10 protein-coding genes and 1 tRNA gene are annotated in these 22,892 nt (G+C 69.7%); 6 read left to right on the plus strand and 5 right to left on the minus strand.

From position 1 onward, the window contains the following. Positions 1-3 precede the first annotated feature (3 nt). From ILT43_RS19745 to ILT43_RS00220, 3 genes are read right to left on the minus strand one after another with little or no spacing between them, the layout of a single operon-like run. Complete coding sequence (locus ILT43_RS19745) at positions 4-3,192, minus strand: CHAT domain-containing protein (RefSeq protein ID WP_204193045.1); 3,189 nt, start codon at positions 3,190-3,192, stop codon at positions 4-6. Next, positions 3,189-12,176, minus strand: coding sequence for a two-partner secretion domain-containing protein (locus ILT43_RS00215; RefSeq protein ID WP_204193048.1), 8,988 nt, complete (start codon positions 12,174-12,176; stop codon positions 3,189-3,191). Before ILT43_RS00215 ends, ILT43_RS19745 begins: the two co-directional genes overlap by 4 nt. 46 nt (positions 12,177-12,222) lie before the next feature. Beyond that, the gene (locus tag ILT43_RS00220) at positions 12,223-13,938 is read right to left on the minus strand and encodes a ShlB/FhaC/HecB family hemolysin secretion/activation protein (protein ID WP_204193051.1); all 1,716 of its coding nucleotides are present in this window, start codon (positions 13,936-13,938) and stop codon (positions 12,223-12,225) included. A gap of 258 nt (positions 13,939-14,196) precedes the next feature. Here ILT43_RS00220 and ILT43_RS00225 point away from each other — a divergent pair, with 258 nt between their 5' ends. After that, positions 14,197-15,459 (plus strand): CaiB/BaiF CoA transferase family protein, encoded by a 1,263-nt coding sequence (locus ILT43_RS00225; RefSeq protein ID WP_204193053.1) that lies wholly within the window; start codon positions 14,197-14,199, stop codon positions 15,457-15,459. Continuing rightward, a complete protein-coding gene (locus ILT43_RS00230) occupies positions 15,456-16,682 on the plus strand; it encodes an NAD(P)/FAD-dependent oxidoreductase (protein WP_204193056.1) in 1,227 nt (408 codons plus the stop codon). The genes ILT43_RS00225 and ILT43_RS00230 overlap by 4 nt, the downstream gene beginning before the upstream one ends. A 4-nt stretch (positions 16,683-16,686) precedes the next feature. Here the strand turns inward: ILT43_RS00230 and ILT43_RS00235 are convergent, their stop codons facing one another. Then, positions 16,687-17,571: a diacylglycerol/lipid kinase family protein gene (locus tag ILT43_RS00235; protein ID WP_204193070.1), complete on the minus strand. Its 885-nt coding sequence runs from the start codon at positions 17,569-17,571 to the stop codon at positions 16,687-16,689. Positions 17,572-17,640: 69 nt separating this feature from the next. On the opposite strand from ILT43_RS00235, the gene hemB reads away from it, so the two are divergent. Next, positions 17,641-18,630 (plus strand): porphobilinogen synthase, encoded by a 990-nt coding sequence (gene hemB, locus ILT43_RS00240; RefSeq protein ID WP_204193073.1) that lies wholly within the window; start codon positions 17,641-17,643, stop codon positions 18,628-18,630. Between the two features lie 13 nt (positions 18,631-18,643). Next, on the plus strand, positions 18,644-20,851 hold the full coding sequence (locus ILT43_RS00245) for a fused MFS/spermidine synthase (protein WP_204193076.1): 2,208 nt from the start codon (positions 18,644-18,646) through the stop codon (positions 20,849-20,851). 6 nt (positions 20,852-20,857) lie between these two features. Here ILT43_RS00245 and ILT43_RS00250 read toward each other — a convergent pair whose 3' ends face one another. Continuing rightward, positions 20,858-21,367, minus strand: coding sequence for a hypothetical protein (locus tag ILT43_RS00250; RefSeq protein WP_204193078.1), 510 nt, complete (start codon positions 21,365-21,367; stop codon positions 20,858-20,860). A gap of 83 nt (positions 21,368-21,450) precedes the next feature. Here ILT43_RS00250 and ILT43_RS00255 point away from each other — a divergent pair. Then, positions 21,451-21,527 (plus strand) — tRNA-Arg (locus ILT43_RS00255). A gap of 108 nt (positions 21,528-21,635) precedes the next feature. Beyond that, entirely contained in the window at positions 21,636-22,799 is a 1,164-nt protein-coding gene (locus ILT43_RS00260) for an alpha-hydroxy-acid oxidizing protein (RefSeq protein WP_204193081.1), read from the plus strand. Positions 22,800-22,892: the final 93 nt, after the last annotated feature.

Consider the following 22,892-nt stretch of genomic DNA (forward strand, 5'->3'; position numbering starts at 1 on the left):
CATTCACTTGGCGGCCACGCGGGTCTTCGCCTGCGAACCTGTGGACAGCATCGTCTTGCTCGCATCGCCGACGAGGAAATACGCGCCCCAGAAATACGGGTGCGAATAGTCCGGCTTGGCGATCGTGATCCGTTGCGCCGACCGCAGAGCCGCACCGATCGTCGCGGTGCGTCCGGTCGCGTAGAAGGTGCGGATGAAGGCGTCCGTCTCCGCGGACGCCGGCACGTTCCAGTAGGTCGCCAGCACCGCGCGGGCGTTGGCGGTGATGAACGCGCGGACCAGCCCGTCGAGCGTCGCCGCCGACTCGTCCTGCCCCGACAGCCGCCCGCCGAGCTGCGACACACCGCTGGCGGTGTCGCAGGCGGACAGCACGACCAGATTGGCATTCAGCCGCAATCCGGCAATCTCGGAAAAGGTCAGCAGCCCGTCCGAGGGGTAATCGCCCGCGTCCGCCGGGGGATCAAGCGAGGTCACCAGCGACGGCGGAATACGATGACAGTCGACCCGCATTTCCGGCAGGCCATGCGTGGCGAAGTGGATGACCTGATAGCGATCGAACTCGCCCCGCTGTCCCTCCGTCACCAACGCCGCATCGTTGAAGGCGCGACCGGTGATTTCGGGCGCGTTCGGGACGCCCAGCGCGGTTGCGGCGATGCTGATCTCCGCCGCGCTGACAGGCCGGTTGGCGTTCATGATCTGCGCCAGCTCGCCGTAGCTGATGTCGCACCCCTGTCCGAAGCTGATCCGACGGCTGGTCAGTGCCGCCGACAGCGTCGCCGCCGGCGCATTCTGGCCGAAACCGATGAAGGGGTTCGCCGCCGTCGACTCCGGCAAGGCGCGCGAGATCAGGAACGAACGCGCCGATAACGCACCCGACAGTTGCGCCTGCGCGCCCAGAAACGCCACCTTGCTATAGTCGTTCGGCTGCGTCGCCCGCGTCGCGACATAGCTTCTGACGCTGGCGAGATCGGTGACGAGCACGCCGGCGGGCAGATTTTCCAGCGGCCCGGACGGATCGACCACGATTGCGTCCGCCTTCAGCAGCGCCGGCTCGGCCGGCCCCGCGATGAGCTTGAACAATGTAAACGCGGCAGGCACGTCGAAGAAGGGGAGGCTGCCGCTGTCGTTCCGGATCGAGGTCCGCACCTTCGCCGCGATCCCGTCGACCTCCGGCACGGTGGCGGCGAGCGCGTAGACATAGGCCCGCTCGCGATCGATCACGATGCCATAGGTACGGCTGCGCAGCCGCGTGACCTTCAGATAGGCTTCGCCCGGCTGGAGCGCGCTTTGCACCTCGGCGATCGTTGCTGGCCGATCATCGACCGCGCGATAGCGCTGGTCCGCCGCCAGCGTGGCGTTGACGCTCGCCAGTTGAACCTCGGCGGCACTGCGTTCCTGTTCCAGCGCGCGTGCTTCCTCGGGAGTGGCGGTCGCGAGTTGATAGCGGATGCGGACGACCTGCCGCTCCAGTTCGGCGCGGTCGCGCACCTTCGCGCCCAGCGGGCCGTCGGCGGTCACGATCCGCTGCAACTGCGCGACCTGACGCGCGATCGCCGGCTCCCCCACCGCCTGGATGGCGCGGAAGAACCGCTCCTCCACTGCCGAGATCGGGGCTGCGGCATCGCGGTCCGCCAGCAGGTCGAGATAGGTTTCCATCGCCGGCGGCACGATGCCGCCCGCTGCGCTGGAGGCGATCAGCGCTTCGACGGACGCGTCGAAGTCGGCCAGCACCTTGGTCTGGTCGGCGCCCGGCTGGCGCGCGAAGAGGCTGGCGCGTTCGAGACCGGTTTCCGCGATCAGGGGGCCGGTCGCGCCGCCGGGCGTCTGTTGCCCGACACCGCCGCGAGCGCCGGCACGGGGCGCCAGCAGGCAGGTTCGCGGGTCTTCCGGCGCGACGTTCTGGAGCGTCGCCAGCGCGCAGTCGAAATGCGTCAGTGCCGGCCCGATCCGCCCCGCGCGGGCTTCGACGCGGCCGAACTGGCGCTGGATGCGCGCCTTGATCGGGATGATCGCCGACGGATCGACGCTCCGCTGGAGTTGCGTGACGTTCACGACCGCGCGTTCCAGCGCAGCGCGCGCCCGCGCGGTGTCGTTCGTGGCAAGATAGGCGACACTGCGCGCCCATTGCCGCTGCGCCTCCAGCAGCAGGCGCGACAGTTGCGCATTATCGCCCGTTGCGATCGATGCCGTCGCGCCGTTGCCGGCGCTCGGCTGGTTGAGGTCGGCAAGCACTGCCGGGTCCTTCAACGGCTGCCCCGCCGATTCACCGCCGCCCAGCGCATCGACCGCCGCCTTGAAGTCGCGCCGGTTGATCAGATCCAGACCGCGATACGTCGCCCGCTTCGATTCGAGAAAGGCCGCGCGGTCGATGTTGGGCTGCTGCGCCAGCAATGCGCCCGCGCGCTCCAGATGCTCGCTCGCGGCATCGAACTGGCTGATGTTCGAATCCGCCAGCCCCGCTTCCAGCTCCAACTCGACCCGGTTCAGCGACGGGGTGCTCGCCGGCAATCGGCTGAGTGCGTCGTTCAGCAGGCGCGATGCCTCCACGTACACGCCGCGCTGGTTGAGCGCGATGCCCGTCTGGAGCGCGGCGGTCGGGTCGATCTCGCTGAACGTAGCGGTGGATGCTGCCGCTTTCGGGGCGGCCGGCACCTGCGCCACGGGGATCGACGCGACGACCGCCACGTCGCGACTGGCAGGCGGCGGCGCGACGCCGGCCGCCGTGCGCAGCGCCGCCTCCAGCGGCCCGAGCGCCGTCGCGGACGCCGCCCCCAGATACTGGACTCCGCCACGCTCGAACCGGATCGTCGTCACCGGCAGGCCGAGAGTGGCATCGATGCAGGCGCGGGCCTCGACTGGCCCCACACCCTCCATCGCCACGGTCACGGCCGCACCGCAGCGCGTCGTGTCGACCGCAGGAATCGCGACGCCCCGCACCGCCAGCACCGAACCCTGCGGACGGCTGGCCGCAACGCCGCGACAAGTGATCGACCACGCGCGGTCGAACAGGCTGCCAATTCGTGCGTCGTTCCACGCCCGCGTCGCCGCACACGGCTCGCCGTTCGCGTCGCGACCCAGCACGAAGCTTTCCGGCGGCACCGTCATCCGCGCCTGAAGCGGGGCGGAACCGGGAATTGCGCCACCCAGCGCCGCCAGCGCGGCCAGACCGTGACGAACGTCGACGCGCTTCACTTGGCATCTCCCACGGGCGGGCAGGGGGTCGCGGCGGTTCCGCACTCCTGATCGGTGCTCGGCACGTAGCCGCCGATGTCGGAGAACAGCGCTTCGTTGTTCGTGCCCACCAGCGGATCGAACGGCAGCGACAGGTCGTCCGCGGTGCGGAAGATTTCCGAACGGCTGGTGTCGAAGATGTTCAGCGATGCCTGCGCTATCGAGGACGACAGGCATCCTCCGCCCGCCGACCCGATCACGCAGCCATTGGCGCGGCTGTTCGTGCGGCTGACCGCCGCATCGACGGCGATCGCGTCGCCGCCCAGCAGCGACGTCGCGGTGCTGCCGATACCGTTGATCGTGCCGAACAGCGCGAACGCGTTCGGTGTCGCTCCGCCGTTCGCCACCAGTTGCAGCGCACCGCTCGTCGGCGCACCGGGCGTCGTCCCGAGCACCGCGCCCGCCGTATCGCCGGCGCGCGCGGTATTCTGGAACAGCGCATAGTGCGAATAGCGGACGATCAGCGACCGTGCGGTCAGCAGGACCGGGTCCGTATAGCCGGGCTGGCCGGTGAAGGATGCGTTGTACAGGGTGCTGTTCGGCTGCGCGACATAACGGCTCGCGACCTGATCGGTGCCCAGCGGGGTACCGCCGTTGGCGAGGCCGATCGCCGACAGGAAATCGGCATCCAGCCCAACGCCGATCCGGTCCGCTCGCAGATCGAGCGTGGCATCGCCGACGAGCAGGCGGCCACCGCCGCCCTGCGTCGCAGCGATCCGGATCACGCCGGCCCGACCGCCCGACCCGTCCGCCGCCGCAACACCGTCGCCTCCCAGAACGATCTGCCGGGTCGCTCCCGACCCGAGCGTCGTCATGCGTCCCAGCACGTCGAGCCGGCCCCCCGTCCGAACCTCGAACCGGTTCGCGCCGGTGGCAGTGCCGATCGCCAGCGCGCCGATACGGACATCGCGGCCGCGCGAATCCATGACGAACGTGGTGGCCGCCAGCCGACCGACTTCCGCCGTCGAGAGATCGAAGCGACGCCCCGCGAGATCGAACTCCGCCCGATTGTCGGCGGGCGAGTCCCCCAGTCGCGTCGCGCCGCTCGCCGCGATGTTCGTCAGGCGGATCGTGTCGGCCGTCACTCCGCCCGCCAGCGTGACATCCTGGGCGGACACCGCGATCGTCCTGCCCGTTGCGGCGACGGTGCCCAGCGCAGCCGTTTCACCAGCAGCGATCGTCACGTCGCCCCCGACGGCCCGAACGGAACTCGCCCCCGCCAGCGCGATGTCACCGCTCGACGTCAGCGTCACGCCGAGTGCGCCGGACGCCAAATTCAGGGCCGCGCCACCGGTGATCGCGCCGCCACGCGCCGTGATCGTCACGCGGCCGTTCGCCGTCTGGCGGGCGGTCGCCGCTGACCCGAGCGCTACGTTGGCCGCATCGATCGCGTAATCGCCACCCGCGCTCAGATCGCCCGCGACGCTCACGAGCCCGTTTGCGGCCAGATTGACGTTCGCCGCGACCGATGCCGTGCCCAGCGCGAGGTCGCCGCCCGTGGCGGTCAGCGTCATGCCGCCACGCGCGGCCGTCGCGCTGCCGATCGCGACGCTACTGCCGGTCGCCGTCAGCGTCTGTCCGGCGATCAGCGTGGTCGCCGTCGTGGCCCCCCCCGATCGTGTCCGAACGCCACCCGTAGAGTCCGCCGTGCCGATCGCGAGCGCGCCGCCTGCGGTCAGCGCCGCATCCCCTGCGACCGTAAGGCTGCCGATCGACGTCGATCCGCCGCTGGTAATCACGGCGTCGCTGCCGCTCCGGGCGGTGACGAGGCGCGCATCCCCGGTGCTGGTCACGGTCAGCGCACCACTCGTGACGCCGTCGTTCAGCGTCAGCGCACCGACGCGGATCGTGGCCGTCGAAGCGCTGCGCAGGCGGTCGATCGTCGCCGTACCACCGGCGTCGATCGTTATCGCCCCGGTCGTCGTCGTCACGTCGCCCGCGGTCAACGTCCGCCCGGTCGCCACGGTCAGGTCGCTGCCGGTCGCGATCGTGCCGAGGCTCATGTCCCGCGCCGCATTCAGCGTGGTCGTCGTGCCGGCCGACGCTGTCCCCACGGTAAGATCGCTGCCGGCGCGGATGTCGATCGCACGCGCGGCCGCCAATGTCGTAGCGGCCAGGGCATCCGAGGCGAGCAGGGTGATCGCCCCCCCATCCGCCCGGACGTTGCCCAAACGCGCCGCGCCAGCCGTCGCGGTCAGCGCCACGTTCCCAGTCGTCGCATGCGCAGCATCGATCGACAGGTTGCCGGCATCGGCCGACAGGCTTCCACCCGATGTCAGATCCCCCGCCGTCAGCGTCAGCGCGCGAAGCATCGTCGCGGAACCGCTGCTGAGCGTCCCGATCGCCAGCGCACCCGCGCCGGCAATCGCCTGCGCCGTCGTACCGGCGCTACCCGACGTCAGGGTCAGGTTGCCGCGCGTCGCCGTCAGATCGATCGCGCCGGTCCGCGCCGTCGCGTTGCGGATGTCGATCGCGCCGCCGCGCATCGTGAGGTCGTTGGCAGCGATGATCGAATCCGCGACGATCGCGTCGCCTGCGGTCAGCCGCACGCCGGCGCCCCGCGATTCGAGCGAGCCGATCGCGGCGCTGGTTCCCGCCGTTAGACGGACATCGCCGCCAGTAAACCCCTGCGTCAGGCGGACATCGCCGACGCTCGCGATCGTCAGCGTTCCCGCCGTATCCACCGACCCGATCGGCACGCGGTTCGCCGAAACGTCGACGGCCCCGGTGCCGGTCGCTGCCCCGATCGTGGCAAGCCCGTTGCTCGCCGTCACGCTCGTCGTACCGCCTGCGCGGGTCGTGCTCACCGTCAGGTCACCGGCGGTCGCCGTCAGGCGCAGCGCGCCGCGTTCTGCTGTTACGGTGTCGATGGCGACGCTGCCGCCCCCGACATCGATGGAGTCCACCGCATGCAGCGTCGTTGCGAGCACGTCGCCATCTGCGGCGATCGTCAGGCTGCCGCCGGTATCGATGCTGCCGATCGCCGCCCGAGCCGCGCGGATGTCCGCCGCGCCGCCGCTGGTCAGGGACCCGATCGTCACAAGTCCGCGGCCCGCAGCGATGGTCGTCGCTCCACTCGACCGTCCCACGCCCAAGGTCAGATTGCCGGTCGTCGCGATCAGCCGCAACGTGCCTGTGGTTGCCGCTGCCGAGCCGATGTCCAAGACACCTGCCGACGCCTCCAGATCGCCGGCCGCCGTCAGCCGCGTCGCGTCCAGAGCACCGGCCGCCGCAATTAGCAGCGGGCCGGCGATGTCCGCCGTTCCGATCGCCATGTTGCCGCCGGCGGAGAGCGATGTGGCGGAGCCTGCCGTGACGGTTTGCAGGCGACTGGCGGCCGCGCTGACCGTCGTGAGTGAACTCCCCGCGACCAGGGTCGTCGCGTCGATTCGGTCGGCATCGAGGACCATCGACGTGCCGCTCGTCAACGAGTCGATGCCGGCCAGCCCGCTTGCCGTGATCGAGACGCTCGATCCCGCTATCCCCGTGCCCAGCACCGCATCGCCGCTCCGGGCGATCATCGTCAGCATACCAGTGCGGGCCAGACCGCTGGTCAGGTCGATCGATCGCGCGGACACCGCAAGATCGGTGCCCGCATCGGCCGTGCCGAGCAGAGCGGCCCCCGCCGCATCCACTGTAGTAGTGCGAGCCGAGGTCAGCGTCGTGCGGGTCCCGCCGATGATGCCCCCGATGTCGCCGTCGGCGTTCGAGATCACGATGCCGCCGGTTCGGCTGACGGCGCGGTCCAGCCCGATCGTACCGACGCCGCCGATGAACGGGACGCCCAGTCCGCTGCGCAGGCCAATATCGCCAGCGGCATCGATCGATTCCACCACGATGCCCACCGACGCTGTGCCGGCCACGTTGCGACGCGCCGTCACGGACAAGTCGCCCGCCAGACTCGTGATCGTCGCGGCCATGACATCGCGGCCCGCTATCGCCACATCACCCTGGCCGGCGACGGTCGCCAGCCGGACGACGCCCGCGCTTGGCACCGCCTCATTGGTCGCGACTGTCACGGTTCCACCGCTGCTTGCCAGCGTGGCCGAACCGAAGCCGCTTCCGCGGGATCGACCCGTGATGTCGCTCGTCGAAGTCGCGACGATCGCTGCTGTCGCCGCCGCGCGGTCGATCCGCAGGTCGCCCACGGCGTCCAGCATGATCGAACCGGCGGCCGCGTCGATCGATCCGACTTCCAGCGTGCCACCCGTGCTGCGCAACGTCGCACCGGTTCCGGCCCGCGCCGCGCCGATCACGGCGCTCGCGCCGCTAACGTCGATCATGCCCCCCGACAGCAGGTCGGTCGCGGTAAGAGCACCGTCACTCGCAAGGCGGATATCGCCGCCACTGACCATTGTTGCGACGGCCAGCGGCGCACCCGCAACCCCGATGTCCAGCGTGTCAACGACCGTCACGTTGCCGAGCGATACCGGTCCGTCGTGACGGAGCGTCGTGGCGGTCAGACCCGGATCGTAGGACACCAGTGATCGCGCATCGACCCGGTCGAGCGAGATCGTGTCGCCAGACCCGGCGGCGATGCGGATCGCCGCCACCCGCGCCGGACCGCCCGCGGCGAGCGAACGGCCCGCAGCGAAGTCTATCCCCGCCGACGATCGCAAAATGAGGTCGCCGCCGCTGCCGTCGATGTCGGAGGCGAGCGTCAGCCCGCTGCGCCCGACGATCGCACCGCCCTGCGACAGGATGTCGATCCCACCGGTCGCCGTCTGGTCGATTGCGATCCCGGTCAAGCCCAGCGTCACCGATCGTCCGGTCACGCCGTACAGCCGGCCGGCGCTCACCGTGTCGATCATTGCAGCGTCGCTGCCGGCGGTCACCATCACCGCGTCACCACTGATTGCGCCGAGTTGCGCCGTCCCGAACGCGGAAACGGCGACATCGCCGCTCGCGGTCAGCCTTGCCCCATCGTAACTGGTCAGCAATCGGCCGTCGGTGGCGGGTGCAGGGCGGGCGAGCCCACTTACCGCGCCCCCGGCGGTAATCAGGATGGCGCCGGTGGTCGCGTCTACGCTGCCGAGCCGCGCGTCGCCCGCCGCCTCGATCGTCGCCGCGCCGCCACGTGCCGTCAGTGCCGTCGTGACGATGTTGCCGCTGCCGATCGTCCTCAGCGTCGTCACCCCGCTTGCCGACCCGTCCGCCAGGACGATCCCCGCCACGCTGGTCTGCGTGCGATTCGCCGCGGTCATCGTCAGCGCCCCGCCGCGCGCCGTCGCCGTTCCGACGCGGATGGCGCCTGCGGACACCGCGTTGAGCGGATCGCCGGCCACGATCGTCACCGATCCGCCGGCGTCTACGGAGGCCGCGTCCAGAAGCGCTCCCGTCGACACCAGTACGTCGCGCGCGTCCGACCGCAGCAGTGTGGCGGTGGTGGCCCCCGATACATTGGTGACGAGCGTTCCTGAAGTGCTCGTCACGGACCCGAGTGCGGCATCGGTGGTGCTGCCGATCGTGATGTCGGAACCGGTGGTCAACGTTCCAAGCACGCGCAGCGCACCGGTCGTCCCGCTTTTGTCGAGAACCGCGGTCGTGCCGGCTGTGCCGCTGCCCAATTGCAAGTCGCGCGCCGTCGCGGTCAGCGTCAATGCCGTACCCGCCGTCGCCGTCCCGATCGAAAGCCCTCCCGCCGAGGCGTTGGCGGACCGATCCGCGGCGCCTCCGAACGTGCCGGACGTCAGCGACGTGAGCGTCAGATCGGTCGCGGCCCGTATGTCGGCACGCGCGCCGGCGGAGACCACGCCGACACCCGCGATGCCGCCATCCTGCGCGATCAGCGTTACGGCGCCGGTCGGGCTCACCGCCGCTCCGCTACCCAAGAAAGTGATGTCGCCACGCGCGGTGACCGCCACGTCGCCGTCGGCCTGAAGACGCCCGCGCACGGTCACGTCGCTACCCGCGCCGGTCGTGGTCAGACCTAGCCCTTCTCCGACGCCGCTGACGGTGATGGCACGGGTCAAAATGTCGCCCGACGTACTCGCCTGCAACGCGCGGGTCAGCGTCACCGGACCATTCAGGTCGATCGTCCCCGTCGTCGTCAGGGGTGAGAACACCGTCCCGCCCGCATCGACCGACAGGAGCGCCCGGGCATCCACAGCGCCGAGCCGCAACGTTCCTCCCGGCGATCCCAATCTGATCCCGATGTCACCCGTGCGACCGACGCCGCCCGAAACCAGCGTGTCCGGCGCGAACAGGATGTCGCCGCCCGTGGCATCGAGCACCAGCGATCCCGCGCCGCCACCCGCGGCGCTCAGGGCCAGCGACGCTTGCCCGACGATCGATCCGTCGCGGGCGGTGATCGCGATATTGCGAAGGGCGGTCTGCGTGACGGGCGTGCCGGCGCCCAGCAGGACGCTTGCGCCCTCCACGGCGTAATCGCGGCCCGCTGCGATGCTGCCGGTGACGCTTGCCTGCGTATTGCCGCGGACGAGCAGGTCGCCGCCGATCGCAGTAGAGCTGCCCAGCAGCGCAGTCGTCCCCTCGGCCATCAGCCTAGCGCTACCGGCTCGAGCCTCGATGCTGTCGATCGCGAAGCTATTGGACGTGACGGTCAGGTCGCTCGCCGCGATCAGGCGCGCGGCGGTGACCGCCCCGCCCGCGGTGACGACGGCGTCGGCGTTCACGCTCTCCAGCGTCGCGATATCGATTCCGCCGGCGGCTTGCGCGGTCACGCCCGTGCCACCGCGATAGGTGCCGGTCAGCGACAGGCTGTCCCCCGCGTCGAGCAGGGTCGTCGTACCCGACCGGCCGCTTCCCAACTGCAAGGCGCCACCCGCGCGACTGGTCAGCACCAGCGCGCCGGTGTCGGCGATGGCCGACCCGATCGCGACGCTGGCGCCGGCTCCCGACAGAGTCGTGGCAGCGTTCAGCGTCGTCGCGGTCAGTCGGCCGGCGGCATCGATGTCGATCGCGCCGGCATCGATCCGGCCGATCACCGCCGCACCGGCTGCGTTCAACGTCGCCGCCCCGGCCGCGAAGCCGTCGGTCAGTCGCAAACTGCCCAGCGGATCGCTCGTCGTGATCGCAAGGTCGGTGCCGAGCGCATCCACCGTCCCCAGGTTCGTGCCGGTACCGTTGACGGTCACACTCGTGCCGCCGGTAACCGCGGCGGCCGTTACCACGCCGCCGCTGGCCGACAGCCCCACCGAGCCCGATGTCGCGGCCGCGCTACCGATAATCAGGTCGCCGGTCGCCGCGGTCAGCGACAATGCGCCGGCGCTCGCCGTGGCCGTGCCGGCGTCGATGGCGGCGGCACCGACGGTGACGCCCGTGGCCCCCCGAATCGCGGCCAGCAGGGCAGGGCCTGTCACCGTGACGTCCAGGGCACCCCCGGCCGTCAACGTCGCCCGCGTGCCGGCACCGACCCCCGAAACCGCGCCTCCCAGCACGCTCAGGTCGCTGCCCGCCAAACTGGTCACCGCCGTGTCGACGCGGGTCGCAACGGCACCGTTCAACGTCATCGCGCCCGCGGAGCTCGCCGAGCCGATCGCGAGTGTCCCGCCGCTCGACACCAGCGACATCGTCCCGCCGGTCGTGATCGCGCTGGTGCCGGTGATATCTCCCGATGCGGTGCCGGTGATGGCACCGGAGGACTCGAGGGTCGCGAACGCCAGCGCACCGGCACCGGCGTTCAACGCCGTTCCGCCCACGCCGGCGACCGCGGTCCCCAGCGATACCCCGCCCGCCGTCGCCGTGACCCCGACCGAGTTGCCCGTCGCCGACCCGAGCAGGACGTCGCCGGTGAGCGAAGTGGCCAGAATGGCCTGGCTCGCCGCGAGCGAGGACGCGAACGGGGCTGCCCCGCTACCGCCGCCGATGCCGCCATTGCTCGCCAGCCGGATCGCGCCACCCGCGCCGGCCGCCGTCAATCCGCTGTTGAGCGCTGCGCCGCCCAGCGCCAGCGATACGGTGCCGCTGTTCGCCGCCAGCGGCGCTCCGCCGGGACCGCTGGCAAATGTGACACGCGCATCGGCAGCGTTGTCGCGGCCGGCGATCAGCACGATGCCACGGTCCGTCGCGACCGCCGTCGTCGCCGTGACGGCCGAACTCATGTCGAGCACGGCATCGGTCACCGTCTGCCGAGTCGCGGCTACGAACAGTGCCGACCGTCCGCCGATCGTACCGCTCACGACCATCGGGCCGTTCGTCGTGACGCCGCCGGTTGTCACGGTGCCCAGCGATGTGCCCTCCCGCACGGTGAAGCCGAGCGGGTTGGCGGCATCGTAGGTCAGGGTCACGTCGCTCGCCGCGACGAGCGCCACGTCGCCGGCCGCCGCGATCGTGCCGGCGCTGTCGATGCGCGCGCCGATCAGTGCGACTAGGCCAAGCTGGTCCGCCGCGAGCCCCGTGCTCGTCAGGTTGGCCGACGATGCGACGGTGATCCCCGCCGTGTTGCCGGGATCGGCGAAGATGTAATTGCCCGCCGCAAAGTTCGTGTCGCTGATCGCCAGCGTGCTCGCGATCAGTCCGCCGACGTTGACGACGGCATTGTTGCCGAACACGATGCCCGAGGGGTTGACGATGTACACCGCGATATTGGCGGCACCGTTAAGTGTGCCGTCGATCTGGCTTCGCGGGACGATCCCCAGCAGCCCGGTCACCCGGTTCAGCATCGTCATTCTCGATCCCGCGGCGGGGCCGGTCCGCGCATCCGAGATCGTCACCGTCTGGCCGGTACCGATGTTGAAGCTCTGCCAATCGATGATCGTGCCGGTCTGCGTCACGCCGATGGCATCGGTAGCTACGCCCGGAGTAACGCCGGTGGGGCTACCGATCAGCGTGCCGACCGGTGCCACGACGGGCAGATCCTGCGCCCGGGCAGCCGTCGCCGCGAAGGCAGCAAGACAGCCGCCCAACGCGGTCGTCAGCACCAACCGACCGCGCAGACGCCCAGGGAGGCGGAGCGGGGTGGGGGCGGGCCGGCTGCGGGTCATGGGATAATCCTTGGGTTTGCGCCGTCTGAGTGGTGGGTGATCGGGATTACCGTGGTCGCGGGGTCAGCTGCGCCGTCACCGACAGCAACACGCGGTCGGTCGGTCGACCGCGGTCGAACGTCAGCGCGCGGTCGAGCGCATGCGCGTAGCCGATGTCCATCAGCATCTTGCCCGGCAGCGACACGCGCAGCCCGCCGCCGATCGAGCGCAGCTTGCGATCCGTTTCCGTCGAGAAGCTGTCGAGATTCGTCAGCCACACCGTATCCGCGAACCCGTAGAATTGCAGCGGCACCGGCGAGGTCTGGAACAGGTCGGCGCGCAGTTCGGTATGGATGCCTGCCGCGCGATCGCCGGTATTGGCGCCCGGATCATAGCCGCGTCCGACCGTCAGGTTACCGATCGCGAACTCCTCGAAATTCAGGAGCGGTCGGTCGGTATATTGCGCGCGGACATTGGTAACGGTGCTGAACACCCGCCCGGCCCGCAGCAACAGGTCGAGGTCGGCGCGCACCACGGTCGCCTTCGGGTCGCCCTCGAACCGGGAAGGCGTGTAGCCGCCGGTCGAAATCGCGCCGAGCCTCGTCGCGTTGAGAACGCCGAAGCCCTGCCGGACCTCCGCCGAAGCGCCGATCGCGAACGCGTCCAGCCCGTCCGGCCGCCGTCCGCGCAGATTGCCGTCCAGCCGCACGAACCCCACCCGCAACCGGTCACGGTTCAGCGGTGAGGAGTCGCCGTCGCCGTAAACCCGCGTCCGCTGCTCGATCACCTCCGCGCCGCCGGTCACCGACAGGTTGCGCCGCACCGTCCGCAGCACCGGCAGCGTCACGTCCAGCCCGCCGATGAACGAGCGCGACCGCAGGTCCAGCGGTCCCAGGTCGGGCCGCGACCACGCATAGGTGCTCCGCACGCCCAGCGTCAGGCCCTGGTTCCCGATCGGGAATATGTAGCCGCCCTGGACGACCTGCTGCTCGTCGAAATCGATCGTCGAGGACGCGCCGACATAGACGATGTCGCCGGCGGTCAGCACCGAATAGGTTTCTCCGCGCAGATAGGCGGTACCGCGTCCGATCTGGCGCGACCCGTAGTTCTGGATGTTGCCGATGATCGCGAAGTTCTGCGTCGCGACCACGACGTCGCCGATCACGTCGCCCGGCGCCGAGCCCGCGGGACGCAGCGACAGCCGCACGTCGAGGCCGGGGATGTCGCCCACCAGCAACAGGATGCGCTCGGCATCCCGCTCGTTGATCGGGTCGAGCGCGCGGATCTGGGCGATTCGCGCGGCTAGCACGTCGCGGTAGCGGCCGGCCTCGCCGTGGATGCGGATTTCGGTGATCCGGGCCATCACCACCGCCAGCGTCAGCTCGCCGGTCGTGATCTCCTGCGGCGGAATCTGGACGGAAGCGACATACCCCGATGCCCGCAGCGCTGCATTGGCCGCATCGCGGATCGCGCAGACGTTCGCGATCGGTTGCTCGCCTTTCGTCGCGGGCACGATCGGCGCGAGAATGGCGGCGATCGCGGGCGGCAGCGTGTCACGACCCGCCGGGACGAAAGCCACGCGGTCGATCGTCACCTTCAACGGTGATGTCGCCAGCGCACACGGCGGACGACCAAACGCCTCGCTGCCGTCGACGCTGACGCTGGTGCCGGTCGGGGCGCTTTGCGGTCCGGGCTGCTCCACCTGTTGCCGCGTGGGAAGCCCGGTCGGGGTGGTCGGCTGCGGCGTGGTCTGCGCGCCCAGGCCAGCGGGACCCGCGATCAACGCAACTCCCAGGCCGATGCGACACGCACGGCGCCCGTCGACACGCCTCATCGCGAGCGCCGCCGGCGCCCGATCCTTATAGAGTCCCCACCCCATCGAATCCCCCTGCGCGGCTTTTACATCCCGAACCTCATGCCGCCAAGCGCAAAACTTGGTCGTTATTTCGGGATGCTCTTGTGTTTGCTTGATGTCGCCGTCGAACCTTTTGGCAACGCAGCATGATTGTTAGGCGGGGTGCCGGGCATCTATAGGTCGCGCATGATCGATTCCGCCACCGCTCGCGACGCCTCTCCCATCACTGCTGCTGCCGCCCTGACCGGCGTCCGCATCCTCGACCTGTCGCGTGTTCTCGCGGGTCCCTGGGCGACGCAGATGCTCGCCGACCTCGGCGCGGACGTGGTGAAGGTCGAGGCACCCGGCCGCGGCGACGACACGCGAGCGTGGGGCCCTCCGTTCCTGACGGACAGCGACGGGAACGAGGATTTGGGTGAGAGCGCCTATTACCTGTCGTGCAACCGCAACAAGCGGTCGATCGCGATCGACCTCGCCGATCCGTCCGGTGCGGCACTCGTCCGCGATTTGGCGATGCGGGCGGACGTCGTGGTCGAGAACTTCAAGGTCGGCGGGCTCGCCAAATACGGGCTCGACTTCGCCAGCCTGTCGCGCCTGAATCCGAAGCTCGTCTATTGTTCGATCACCGGCTTCGGCCAGACCGGCCCGTACCGCGACCGCCCCGGCTACGACTTCGTGGCGCAGGGAATGGGCGGCTTCATGAGCATTACCGGCGAGGAGGGCGGCCAGCCGCTGCGCGCCGGCGTCGCGATGGCCGACCTTTCCACGGGTCTCTATGCGGCGGTCAGCATCCTCGCGGCGCTGCGTCATGCGGAGCGGACGGGAGAGGGGCAGCATATCGATCTCGCGCTGCTCGATACGCAGGTGGCCATGCTCGCCAATCAGGCGATGAACTGGCTGGTCGGCGGCATCGATCCCGGCCGTCTCGGTAACCGTCACCCCACCGTCGTGCCCTACACCACGTTCGACGTGGCGGACGGCACGATCGTCATCGCGGTCGGCAACGATCGGCAGTTCCGGCTGCTCTGCGCGGAGATGGGCGTGCCCGACCTCGCCGACGACCCGCGCTTCGTCACCGCCCGCGCGCGCCAGATCAACCGCGACGCGATCGAGTCCATCATCCGCGACCATGTCCGCACGTTTCCGGGCGAGGCGCTGGTCGAACGCCTCGTGGCGGCGGGTATTCCGGCCGGGCCGGTAAACACGATCGGCGAGGTCTTCGCCGATCCCGTCATCGCCGCGCGCGGCACCGTCCACCATTTCGAGCGCGAAGACGGCGCAACGATCCCCAGCGTCGCCTTCCCGGCCAAACTCTCCGCCACCCCCGCCACCTTCCGCCGCCGCCCGCCGCGGGTGGGGGAGAATGCGGCCGACATCCTCGCAGACTGGCTCGACCTTGACGAAGCCACCGCCACCCCTGATCGGGGCGATCGGGGAGAGACGCGTTGAACAGCTACGACATCGTCATCGTCGGCGCGGGCCATGCCGGCGCGCAAGCCGCCATCGCGCTGCGCCAGCGCAAGTTTGCCGGCAGCATCGCGATCCTCGGGGAGGAACCCGAACTTCCGTACGAGCGCCCGCCGCTCTCCAAGGACTATCTCGCTGGCGACAAGCCGTTCGAACGCCTGCTGATCCGCCCCGCGGCCTTTTGGCCCGAGCGCGCAATCGACATGCTGCTGGGCCACCGCGTCGTCGCCGTCGAACCCGCCGCCCGGACCGTCACGACCGCCGATGGTGCAGTCGTCGGCTATGGCGAACTGATCTGGGCGACGGGCGGCCACGCCCGCCGATTGAGCTGCGCCGGCCACGATCTCGCGGGCGTCCACTCCGTGCGCAGCCGCACCGATGTCGATCGCATGGTGGCAGAACTCGCCGGAACGACCCGCATCGCGGTGATCGGCGGCGGCTATATCGGACTGGAGGCCGCCGCCGTCCTGTCGAAGCTCGGCAAGCAGGTGACCGTCTTCGAAGCGCAGGACCGCGTCCTTGCCCGTGTCGCCGGTGTTGCCCTGTCGCGCTTCTTCGAAGCCGAGCACCGTGCCCACGGCGTCGACATCCGTCTTGGTGTCGGGGTCGATTGCATCGTCGAGGAGGCGGGTCGCGCAGTCGGGGTGCGGCTTACCGGCGGAGAGGTCGTGCCCGCGGAGATGGTCATCGTCGGCGTCGGCATCGTCCCCGCTGTCCAACCGTTGCTCGACGCGGGCGCGGAGGGCGGCAACGGTGTAGCGGTCGACGCCCACTGCGCCACCAGCCTGTCGCACGTCCACGCGATCGGCGACTGCGCGCTTCACGCCAGCGTGTTCGCGGACGGCCTGCCGATCCGGCTCGAATCCGTCCAGAACGCCAACGATCAGGCGACCGTCGTCGCCAAGGTACTGACCGGCACGCCCGAACCCTATGCGGCGGTGCCGTGGTTCTGGTCGAACCAGCACGACCTGAAGCTCCAGACCGTCGGCCTCTCGACTGGTCACGACGCCGAAGTGCTCCGCGGCGATCCCGCGACGCGCAGCTTCACAATCGTCTACCTGAAGGCCGGTCGCGTCGTCGCGCTGGACTGCGTCAACGCGGTGAAGGACTATGTGCAGGGCAGGGCACTGGTCCTCGCCGGCGCGGCGATCCCGCCGGATCGGCTCGCCGATGCGAGCGTGCCGTTGAAGGACATGGCGCCCTAGCCGATCACGCCTCGGGCGGCGCCATCACCTCGATCACGCCCGCTGCGATTCGCGCCGTGATCGGCGTCTTCGCCAGCACCTCGCCATCGATCGAGATCGGCAGGCGCGGCTCGGTGTCGATATGCACTTCCTTGCCGGAGAAGCTGATCGTGTCATGATGCCGCGCCTCGTGCCCGAAGAAGCTCAGCGCCCAGTTCTTCACAAGCCCGCGCTTGTAGTGGCCGCGCACCGCCTGCACGACGATCTCGCCCGAATTCACCGACGCCTCGTCCACCAGCCAGGTGCCGCCATGATAGGGGCCGTTCGAAATCCGGACTTCCACCACCCGCATCTTCCGCTTGGTCGTGCCGTCGTCGACGTGCAGGATGAAGGGGCGGAACTTGGCGAACTGGTAACTGGCCCAGCCGAGATAGCCGACCATACCCAGCACTTTCTTCAACCCGTGCGGTACCGTCTCGGCGATCTGCGGGCTGATCCCCATCGCCGCGCAATTCGCGAAATAATCGCCGTCGATCATGCCCAGATCGATGCGCCGCGTATGGCCGGCGCGGATCACCTCCACCGCGCCTTCGATCGTCAGCGGAATACCGAGCGTTCGCGAAAAGCTGTTGGCGGTGCCCAGCGGCAACACGCCTAATATGACATCATGCCCCACCATCAGGTCCACAAGCCCGCTGATCGTGCCGTCGCCACCGCCCAGGATCAGCAGGTCGGGTTTGGCGGCCAGAACGTCGCGGACGGTCGATTCCAGCTTCTTCGGATCGTCGACTGCGCGCGCGTCGACCTCGTACGGCAGTCCCTGCATCGCCGCGCACGCCCGTTTGAACAGTTTCTGCCCCTTGCGGGACTTGGCGTTGACGACCATCGCGGCCGACCTGATTTCCCGCATTCGATACGCTCCCGCAACCAACGCCGCCAACGCTTGCGACCGCGCGTTCGATCCCGCAAAGCGTGCGGCATGTCGTCCTATCCCGCCGTCCGCCTTCGCCGCACCCGCGCCTCCGGCTGGAGCCGCCGCCTCCACGCGGAAAACACACTCACGCCCGCCGACCTGATCTGGCCGCTGTTCGTGACCGAGGGGCAGGGGATGGAGGAGCCGATCAAGAGCCTGCCCGGCGTCTCGCGCTGGTCGGTGGACGGCATCGTCGCCCGCGGTCGTGAGGCGCGCGACCTCGGCATCCCGTGCGTCGCGCTCTTCCCCAACACGCCGGCTCATCTGCGCAGCGACGACGGACGCGAAGCGCTGGACCCCGACAACCTCATGTGCCGCGCCGTCCGGGCGCTGAAGGATGCGGTGCCGGAGGTCGGCGTACTGACCGACGTCGCGCTCGATCCCTACACCAGCCACGGCCATGACGGGCTGGTCGACGCAGCCGGCTATGTCGTCAACGACACGACCGCGGACGTGCTGATCGGGCAGGCGCTGGTGCAGGCGGAGGCGGGGGCCGACATCGTCGCGCCGTCCGACATGATGGACGGTCGCATCGGCCTGATCCGTGCGGCGCTGGAGCAGGGCGGACACCACAATGTCCAGATCATGAGCTACGCCGCCAAATATGCGTCCGCCTTCTACGGCCCGTTTCGCGACGCGGTCGGCTCGCGCGGGCTGCTGAAGGGCGACAAGAAGACGTACCAGATGGACTCCGCCAACGCCGAAGAGGCCTTGCGCGAAGTCGCGCTCGATCTAGCGGAGGGGGCGGACACGATCATGGTCAAGCCGGGCCTGCCCTATCTCGACATCGTCCGCGCGGTGAAGACCCGGTTCGAGGTACCCGTCTTCGCCTATCAGGTCAGCGGCGAATACGCGATGATCGAGGCCTCCGCCGCGGTCGGTGCTGGCGACCGCGACGCGCTGGTGCTGGAGACGCTGATGGCGTTCAAGCGGGCCGGCTGCTCGGGCGTGCTGACCTATTACGCCGCGCATGCCGCGCGGCTGCTGAGCGCATGATCGTCGTAGCCCGATGACCGCCCGCGTCTCCGGTACCACGCCGCTCGGCCGCGGGCTGTTCGTCGCGACGATCCTGGCCGGATCGTTCCTGTTGTTCCTCGTCCAGCCGATGGTGGCGCGGATGGCGCTGCCGCGGCTGGGCGGGGCGCCCGCCGTGTGGAATTCGGCGATGCTGGTCTATCAGGCGCTGCTGCTCGGCGGCTACGCTTATGCCCACGCGCTGGGCCGGGTCCGGCCGCGGATGCAGGCGACGATCCACATCGCGGTGCTGCTGATTGCCGCTTTGTGGCTGCCGATCGGGCTGATGTCCGCCGACTTGCCGCCCGACGCGCAGCCGGCGGTGTGGGTGCCGTGGCTGCTGCTCGGGTCGATCGGGCCGCTGTTCTTCGCCGTCTCCGCACAGGCCCCGCTGATCCAGCGCTGGTTCTCGCTGGCGAGCGGCGGGCGCGATCCGTACGCGCTCTACGCCGCCTCCAACTTCGGCAGCTTCGCGGGCCTGATCGCCTATCCGTTGCTGGTCGAGCCCGGCCTGGCGCTGCACTGGCAAAGCCTGATGTGGAGCGGCGGCTACGTCCTCGTCATCGCGCTCGTCTTGGCCTGCGCCAGCATGCTCCCGCGGATCTCGGCGGAGGCGCATGTCCGCGCCGAAAGCCCGGCTCCGGCGCGCGCGTCCGTCCTCCGCTGGATCGTGCTCGCACTGGTGCCGTCCGGCCTGATGCTCGCGACCTCGACCTACATCACGACCGACATCGTCGCGATGCCGTTATTGTGGGTGCTGCCGCTCGGGCTGTATCTGCTCAGCTTCACGATCGCCTTCGCCGACAACCGCGCGCCGGCCGACCTCATCACCCGCATCGCGCCGGTCACGATCCTGCTGTTCGGCGGCGTGATGATGGCCGGGTACAATCAGGGCCCGTGGTTCAGCCTCGGCGTGTCGCTGCTCCTGTTGTTCATGGTGTCGGTCGCGCTGCACACCGCGATGTACCGGTCGCGCCCCGCGCCTGATCGTCTCACCGGCTTCTACCTCGCCATGTCGCTCGGCGGCGCGCTCGGCGGTGTGTTCGCCGGCCTGCTCGCGCCGGTGCTGTTCGACTGGACCTACGAATACCCGATTCTGATCCTCGCCGCCGGTGCGCTCGCGCCGCAGACCTTCCTGACGCACGGCATCCGCAACGTCTGGCATGTCGGCGCGACACGGCGCATCGCCTTCCTGACGGTGGCGCTGGCGATCGGCATCCTCATCCTGCTCCGCTTCAACGGCCCCGCGGCGCTGTTCGGGGAGGGGCATGACGGCTTCGCGTTCATCATCATCGCCGCGATCGGACTCGCGACGATTGGCTTCCGCCCCGCCTATCTCTGCGTCCTCGCCGCGGCATTGATGATCTTCGGCGGCTATCGCTCGATCAGCCTCTCGCTCGATCCCGGCGCCCGCACCCGCAGCTATTTCGGCGTCTATACCGTCCGCGGCGACGGCAACGTGCGCGAGCTCGACCACGGCACCACCGTCCATGGCATCCAGTTGCGCGGCAGCGTCGCGCGCGAGAAGACGCCGACGACCTACTATGCGCCCGGCTCCGGCGTGGGTCAGGCGATGCTCGCCGCCCCCGCAATCTACGGCGCCGGCGCGCGGATCGGCGTGGTCGGCCTCGGCACCGGCACGCTGTCCTGCTATGCCCGGCCCGGCCAAAGCTGGCGCTTCTACGAGATCGATCCCGCCGTCATCCGCATCGCGCGCGATACCGGCCAGTTCACCTATCTGTCGCGCTGCCTGCCCAACCCCACCATCCGTCTCGGCGATGCCCGCCTCAGCCTCGCGGCGGAACAGGAGTCGTCGCTCGACCTGCTCGCCCTCGACGCGTTCTCGTCGGACGCGGTGCCGATGCACCTGATGACGCGGGAGGCGTTCGCGACCTATTCGCGCGTCCTGTCGCCGCGCGGGCTGCTGCTGGTCCACATCTCCAACCGCTTCCTCGATCTGGAGCCGGTGGTCGCCGCCGCCGCCAAAGCCGGGGGCTGGCATAGCGCGGTGATGAACTACCGCCCGTCCGCACTGGCCCGCGACGCCTCGTCGTCGCTTTGGGTGGCGCTGTCCCGCGACCCGGCCGTGCTCAAGACCCTGCGCGGGCAGGAGCCGGACTGGCGAGACATCCAGCCGCGGCCCGGCATGACTGCGTGGACCGACGATTATTCGACGATACTGCCGCTATTGAAGCATTTCTGAAGCGTATCAGGCCGCCGGCAGGGTCGCCTGCAGGCGGTCGATCGTCGCGCTCTGGCGCTGTCCCTCGGCGGCGATCCGCTGCTGCACCGCGTCCAGCGTCGGATAGGCCGGCTCCAGCGCCGCCGCCCGCCCGCTCGCCAGATCGCCGGCCTCGCTCGCCAGCGCGTTCGCCTGCGCGCGCAAGTCGTCAAGCAGCCCCAGCGCGGTCTGCGCGTCGAGCCACGCATCGCTTCCCACCGCGCGACCCTTCGCCGTGCGCGCCGCGGTTTCTGCCCGCGCAGCATCCCGGTCGAAACCGCGCGTCACCGCCGCCAGCCGCGTCGTCAGGTCCGCGACCTTCGCGTCCAGCGCCGGATCGGCCTTCAGCGGTTCGGGCGGCGGCGGCGCAGGCTCCGCAAACCCGATCTTCTCCGTCGGTCGCACCGCCAGCGAGGGGTAGACGCTCGCGTCGCGCGCACAGGCGCCGAGCGAGACGAGCGACGACGCGAGCAGCAGCGCGGTGAAGACCTGTTTCATGGCGCCACCCCTAGAAGCGCGACTTTTTGCGCGCAACGGACTTGCCACCCCAGCGAACTCTGCTAAGAGCGCACCTCCATTGTGCGCCCGTAGCTCAGCTGGATAGAGCATCAGACTACGAATCTGAGGGTCGGACGTTCGAATCGTTCCGGGCGCACCATTGGAAACTCCTGAAAAAGCCGGACCGGCGACGGTCCGGCTTTTCGCATATCGGGCCTATCGCGATCCCGCCCGCCCGCTATCCTCCCGCAAAAGCACGGAGAGGATCATGACCGACCATCCCGCCCCCGGCCCGCTGCGGCTGGCGCAAACCTATGCCGCCGGCCTGATGGGTCGTCGCGCGACGGTGCCGTTCCGCATGGACGAACTGGAATTACGGGCGGAGGCGACGATGACGCCCGAGGCGTTCGGCTATCTCCGCTCCGCCGGCGCCGAGGCCACCGCCCGCGCCAACAGAAACGCGCTCGACGCGGTGAAGCTCGTCCCTCGCATGCTCCGCAACGTGGCGAAACGCGATTTGGCGGTGGACCTGTTCGGTCGCCGCCTGCCGGCCCCGGTGCTGCTCGCGCCGATCGGCGTTCAGAACCTGGCACATCCCGACGCCGACCTCGCCACCGCCAAGGGAGCGGCGGCGCGAAATGTGCCGATGATCTTCTCCAATCAGGCTTCGGTCGCGATGGAGGACTGCGCCGCCGCGATGGGTGATGCGCCGCGCTGGTTCCAGCTTTACTGGACCCGCTCCGACGCCTTGGCCGAGTCGCTCGTCCGCCGCGCCGAGGCCTGTGGGTGCGATGCTATCGTGGTGACGCTCGACACAACGATGCTCGGCTGGCGGCCGGTCGACCTCGGTCACGGCTTCCTGCCGTTCCTGAATGGGCAGGGGATCGCGCAATATGTCAGCGATCCGGTCTTCCGCAGCATGCTCGCCAAGTCGCCGGAAGAGGAGCCGCTCGCCGCCGCGCAACTGTTCACGCAAATCTATTCCGATCCCAGCGTCGACTGGACCCGGCTGCGCAAGATCCGCGAATGGACGCGATTGCCGGTGGTCCTGAAGGGCATCCAGCACCCCGCCGACGCGCAACGCGCCGCAGAGGAAGGGTGGGACGGCATCGTCGTCTCCAACCACGGCGGCCGGCAGGTCGACGGCGCGGTGGGCTCCGCGACGCAGCTTGCCGCCTGCGTCGATGCCGTGGCGGGGAGGGCGCGCGTCCTGTTCGACAGCGGCATCCGCGGCGGCGCCGATATCGCCAAGGCGCTCGCGCTCGGTGCGGACGCGGTGCTGCTCGGCCGACCCTATATCTGGGGACTGGCCATCGACGGTGCGGACGGAGTCACGTCGGTCATCGACAATGTCATCGCCGAACTCGACCTCACGCTCGGCCTGATCGGATGCCGCTCCGTCGTCGAACTCGGCCGAGAATATCTGGCGTGATCTGACCCGACCCTCGCGGCACCGCCTACACGAAACGATTACAGCCGCGGTGCACGCCGCCGGCTAGAATGCTGCCAACGCTTTAGGAGAAGC

This window comes from Sphingomonas longa, from assembly GCF_016892685.1.
Taxonomy (GTDB): Bacteria; Pseudomonadota; Alphaproteobacteria; order Sphingomonadales; family Sphingomonadaceae; genus Sphingomonas; species Sphingomonas longa.

Excerpts from the sequence above, each read along its gene's own strand:
- ILT43_RS00215 (WP_204193048.1), bottom strand. The coding sequence starts at position 12,176 with ATGACCCGCAGCCGGCCCGCCCCCACCCCGCTCCGCCTCCCTGGGCGT.
- ILT43_RS00225 (WP_204193053.1), top strand. The coding sequence starts at position 14,197 with ATGATCGATTCCGCCACCGCTCGCGACGCCTCTCCCATCACTGCTGCT.
- ILT43_RS00235 (WP_204193070.1), bottom strand. The coding sequence starts at position 17,571 with ATGCGGGAAATCAGGTCGGCCGCGATGGTCGTCAACGCCAAGTCCCGC.
- hemB (WP_204193073.1), top strand. The coding sequence starts at position 17,641 with ATGTCGTCCTATCCCGCCGTCCGCCTTCGCCGCACCCGCGCCTCCGGC.
- ILT43_RS00245 (WP_204193076.1), top strand. The coding sequence starts at position 18,644 with ATGACCGCCCGCGTCTCCGGTACCACGCCGCTCGGCCGCGGGCTGTTC.
- ILT43_RS00250 (WP_204193078.1), bottom strand. The coding sequence starts at position 21,367 with ATGAAACAGGTCTTCACCGCGCTGCTGCTCGCGTCGTCGCTCGTCTCG.
- ILT43_RS00260 (WP_204193081.1), top strand. The coding sequence starts at position 21,636 with ATGACCGACCATCCCGCCCCCGGCCCGCTGCGGCTGGCGCAAACCTAT.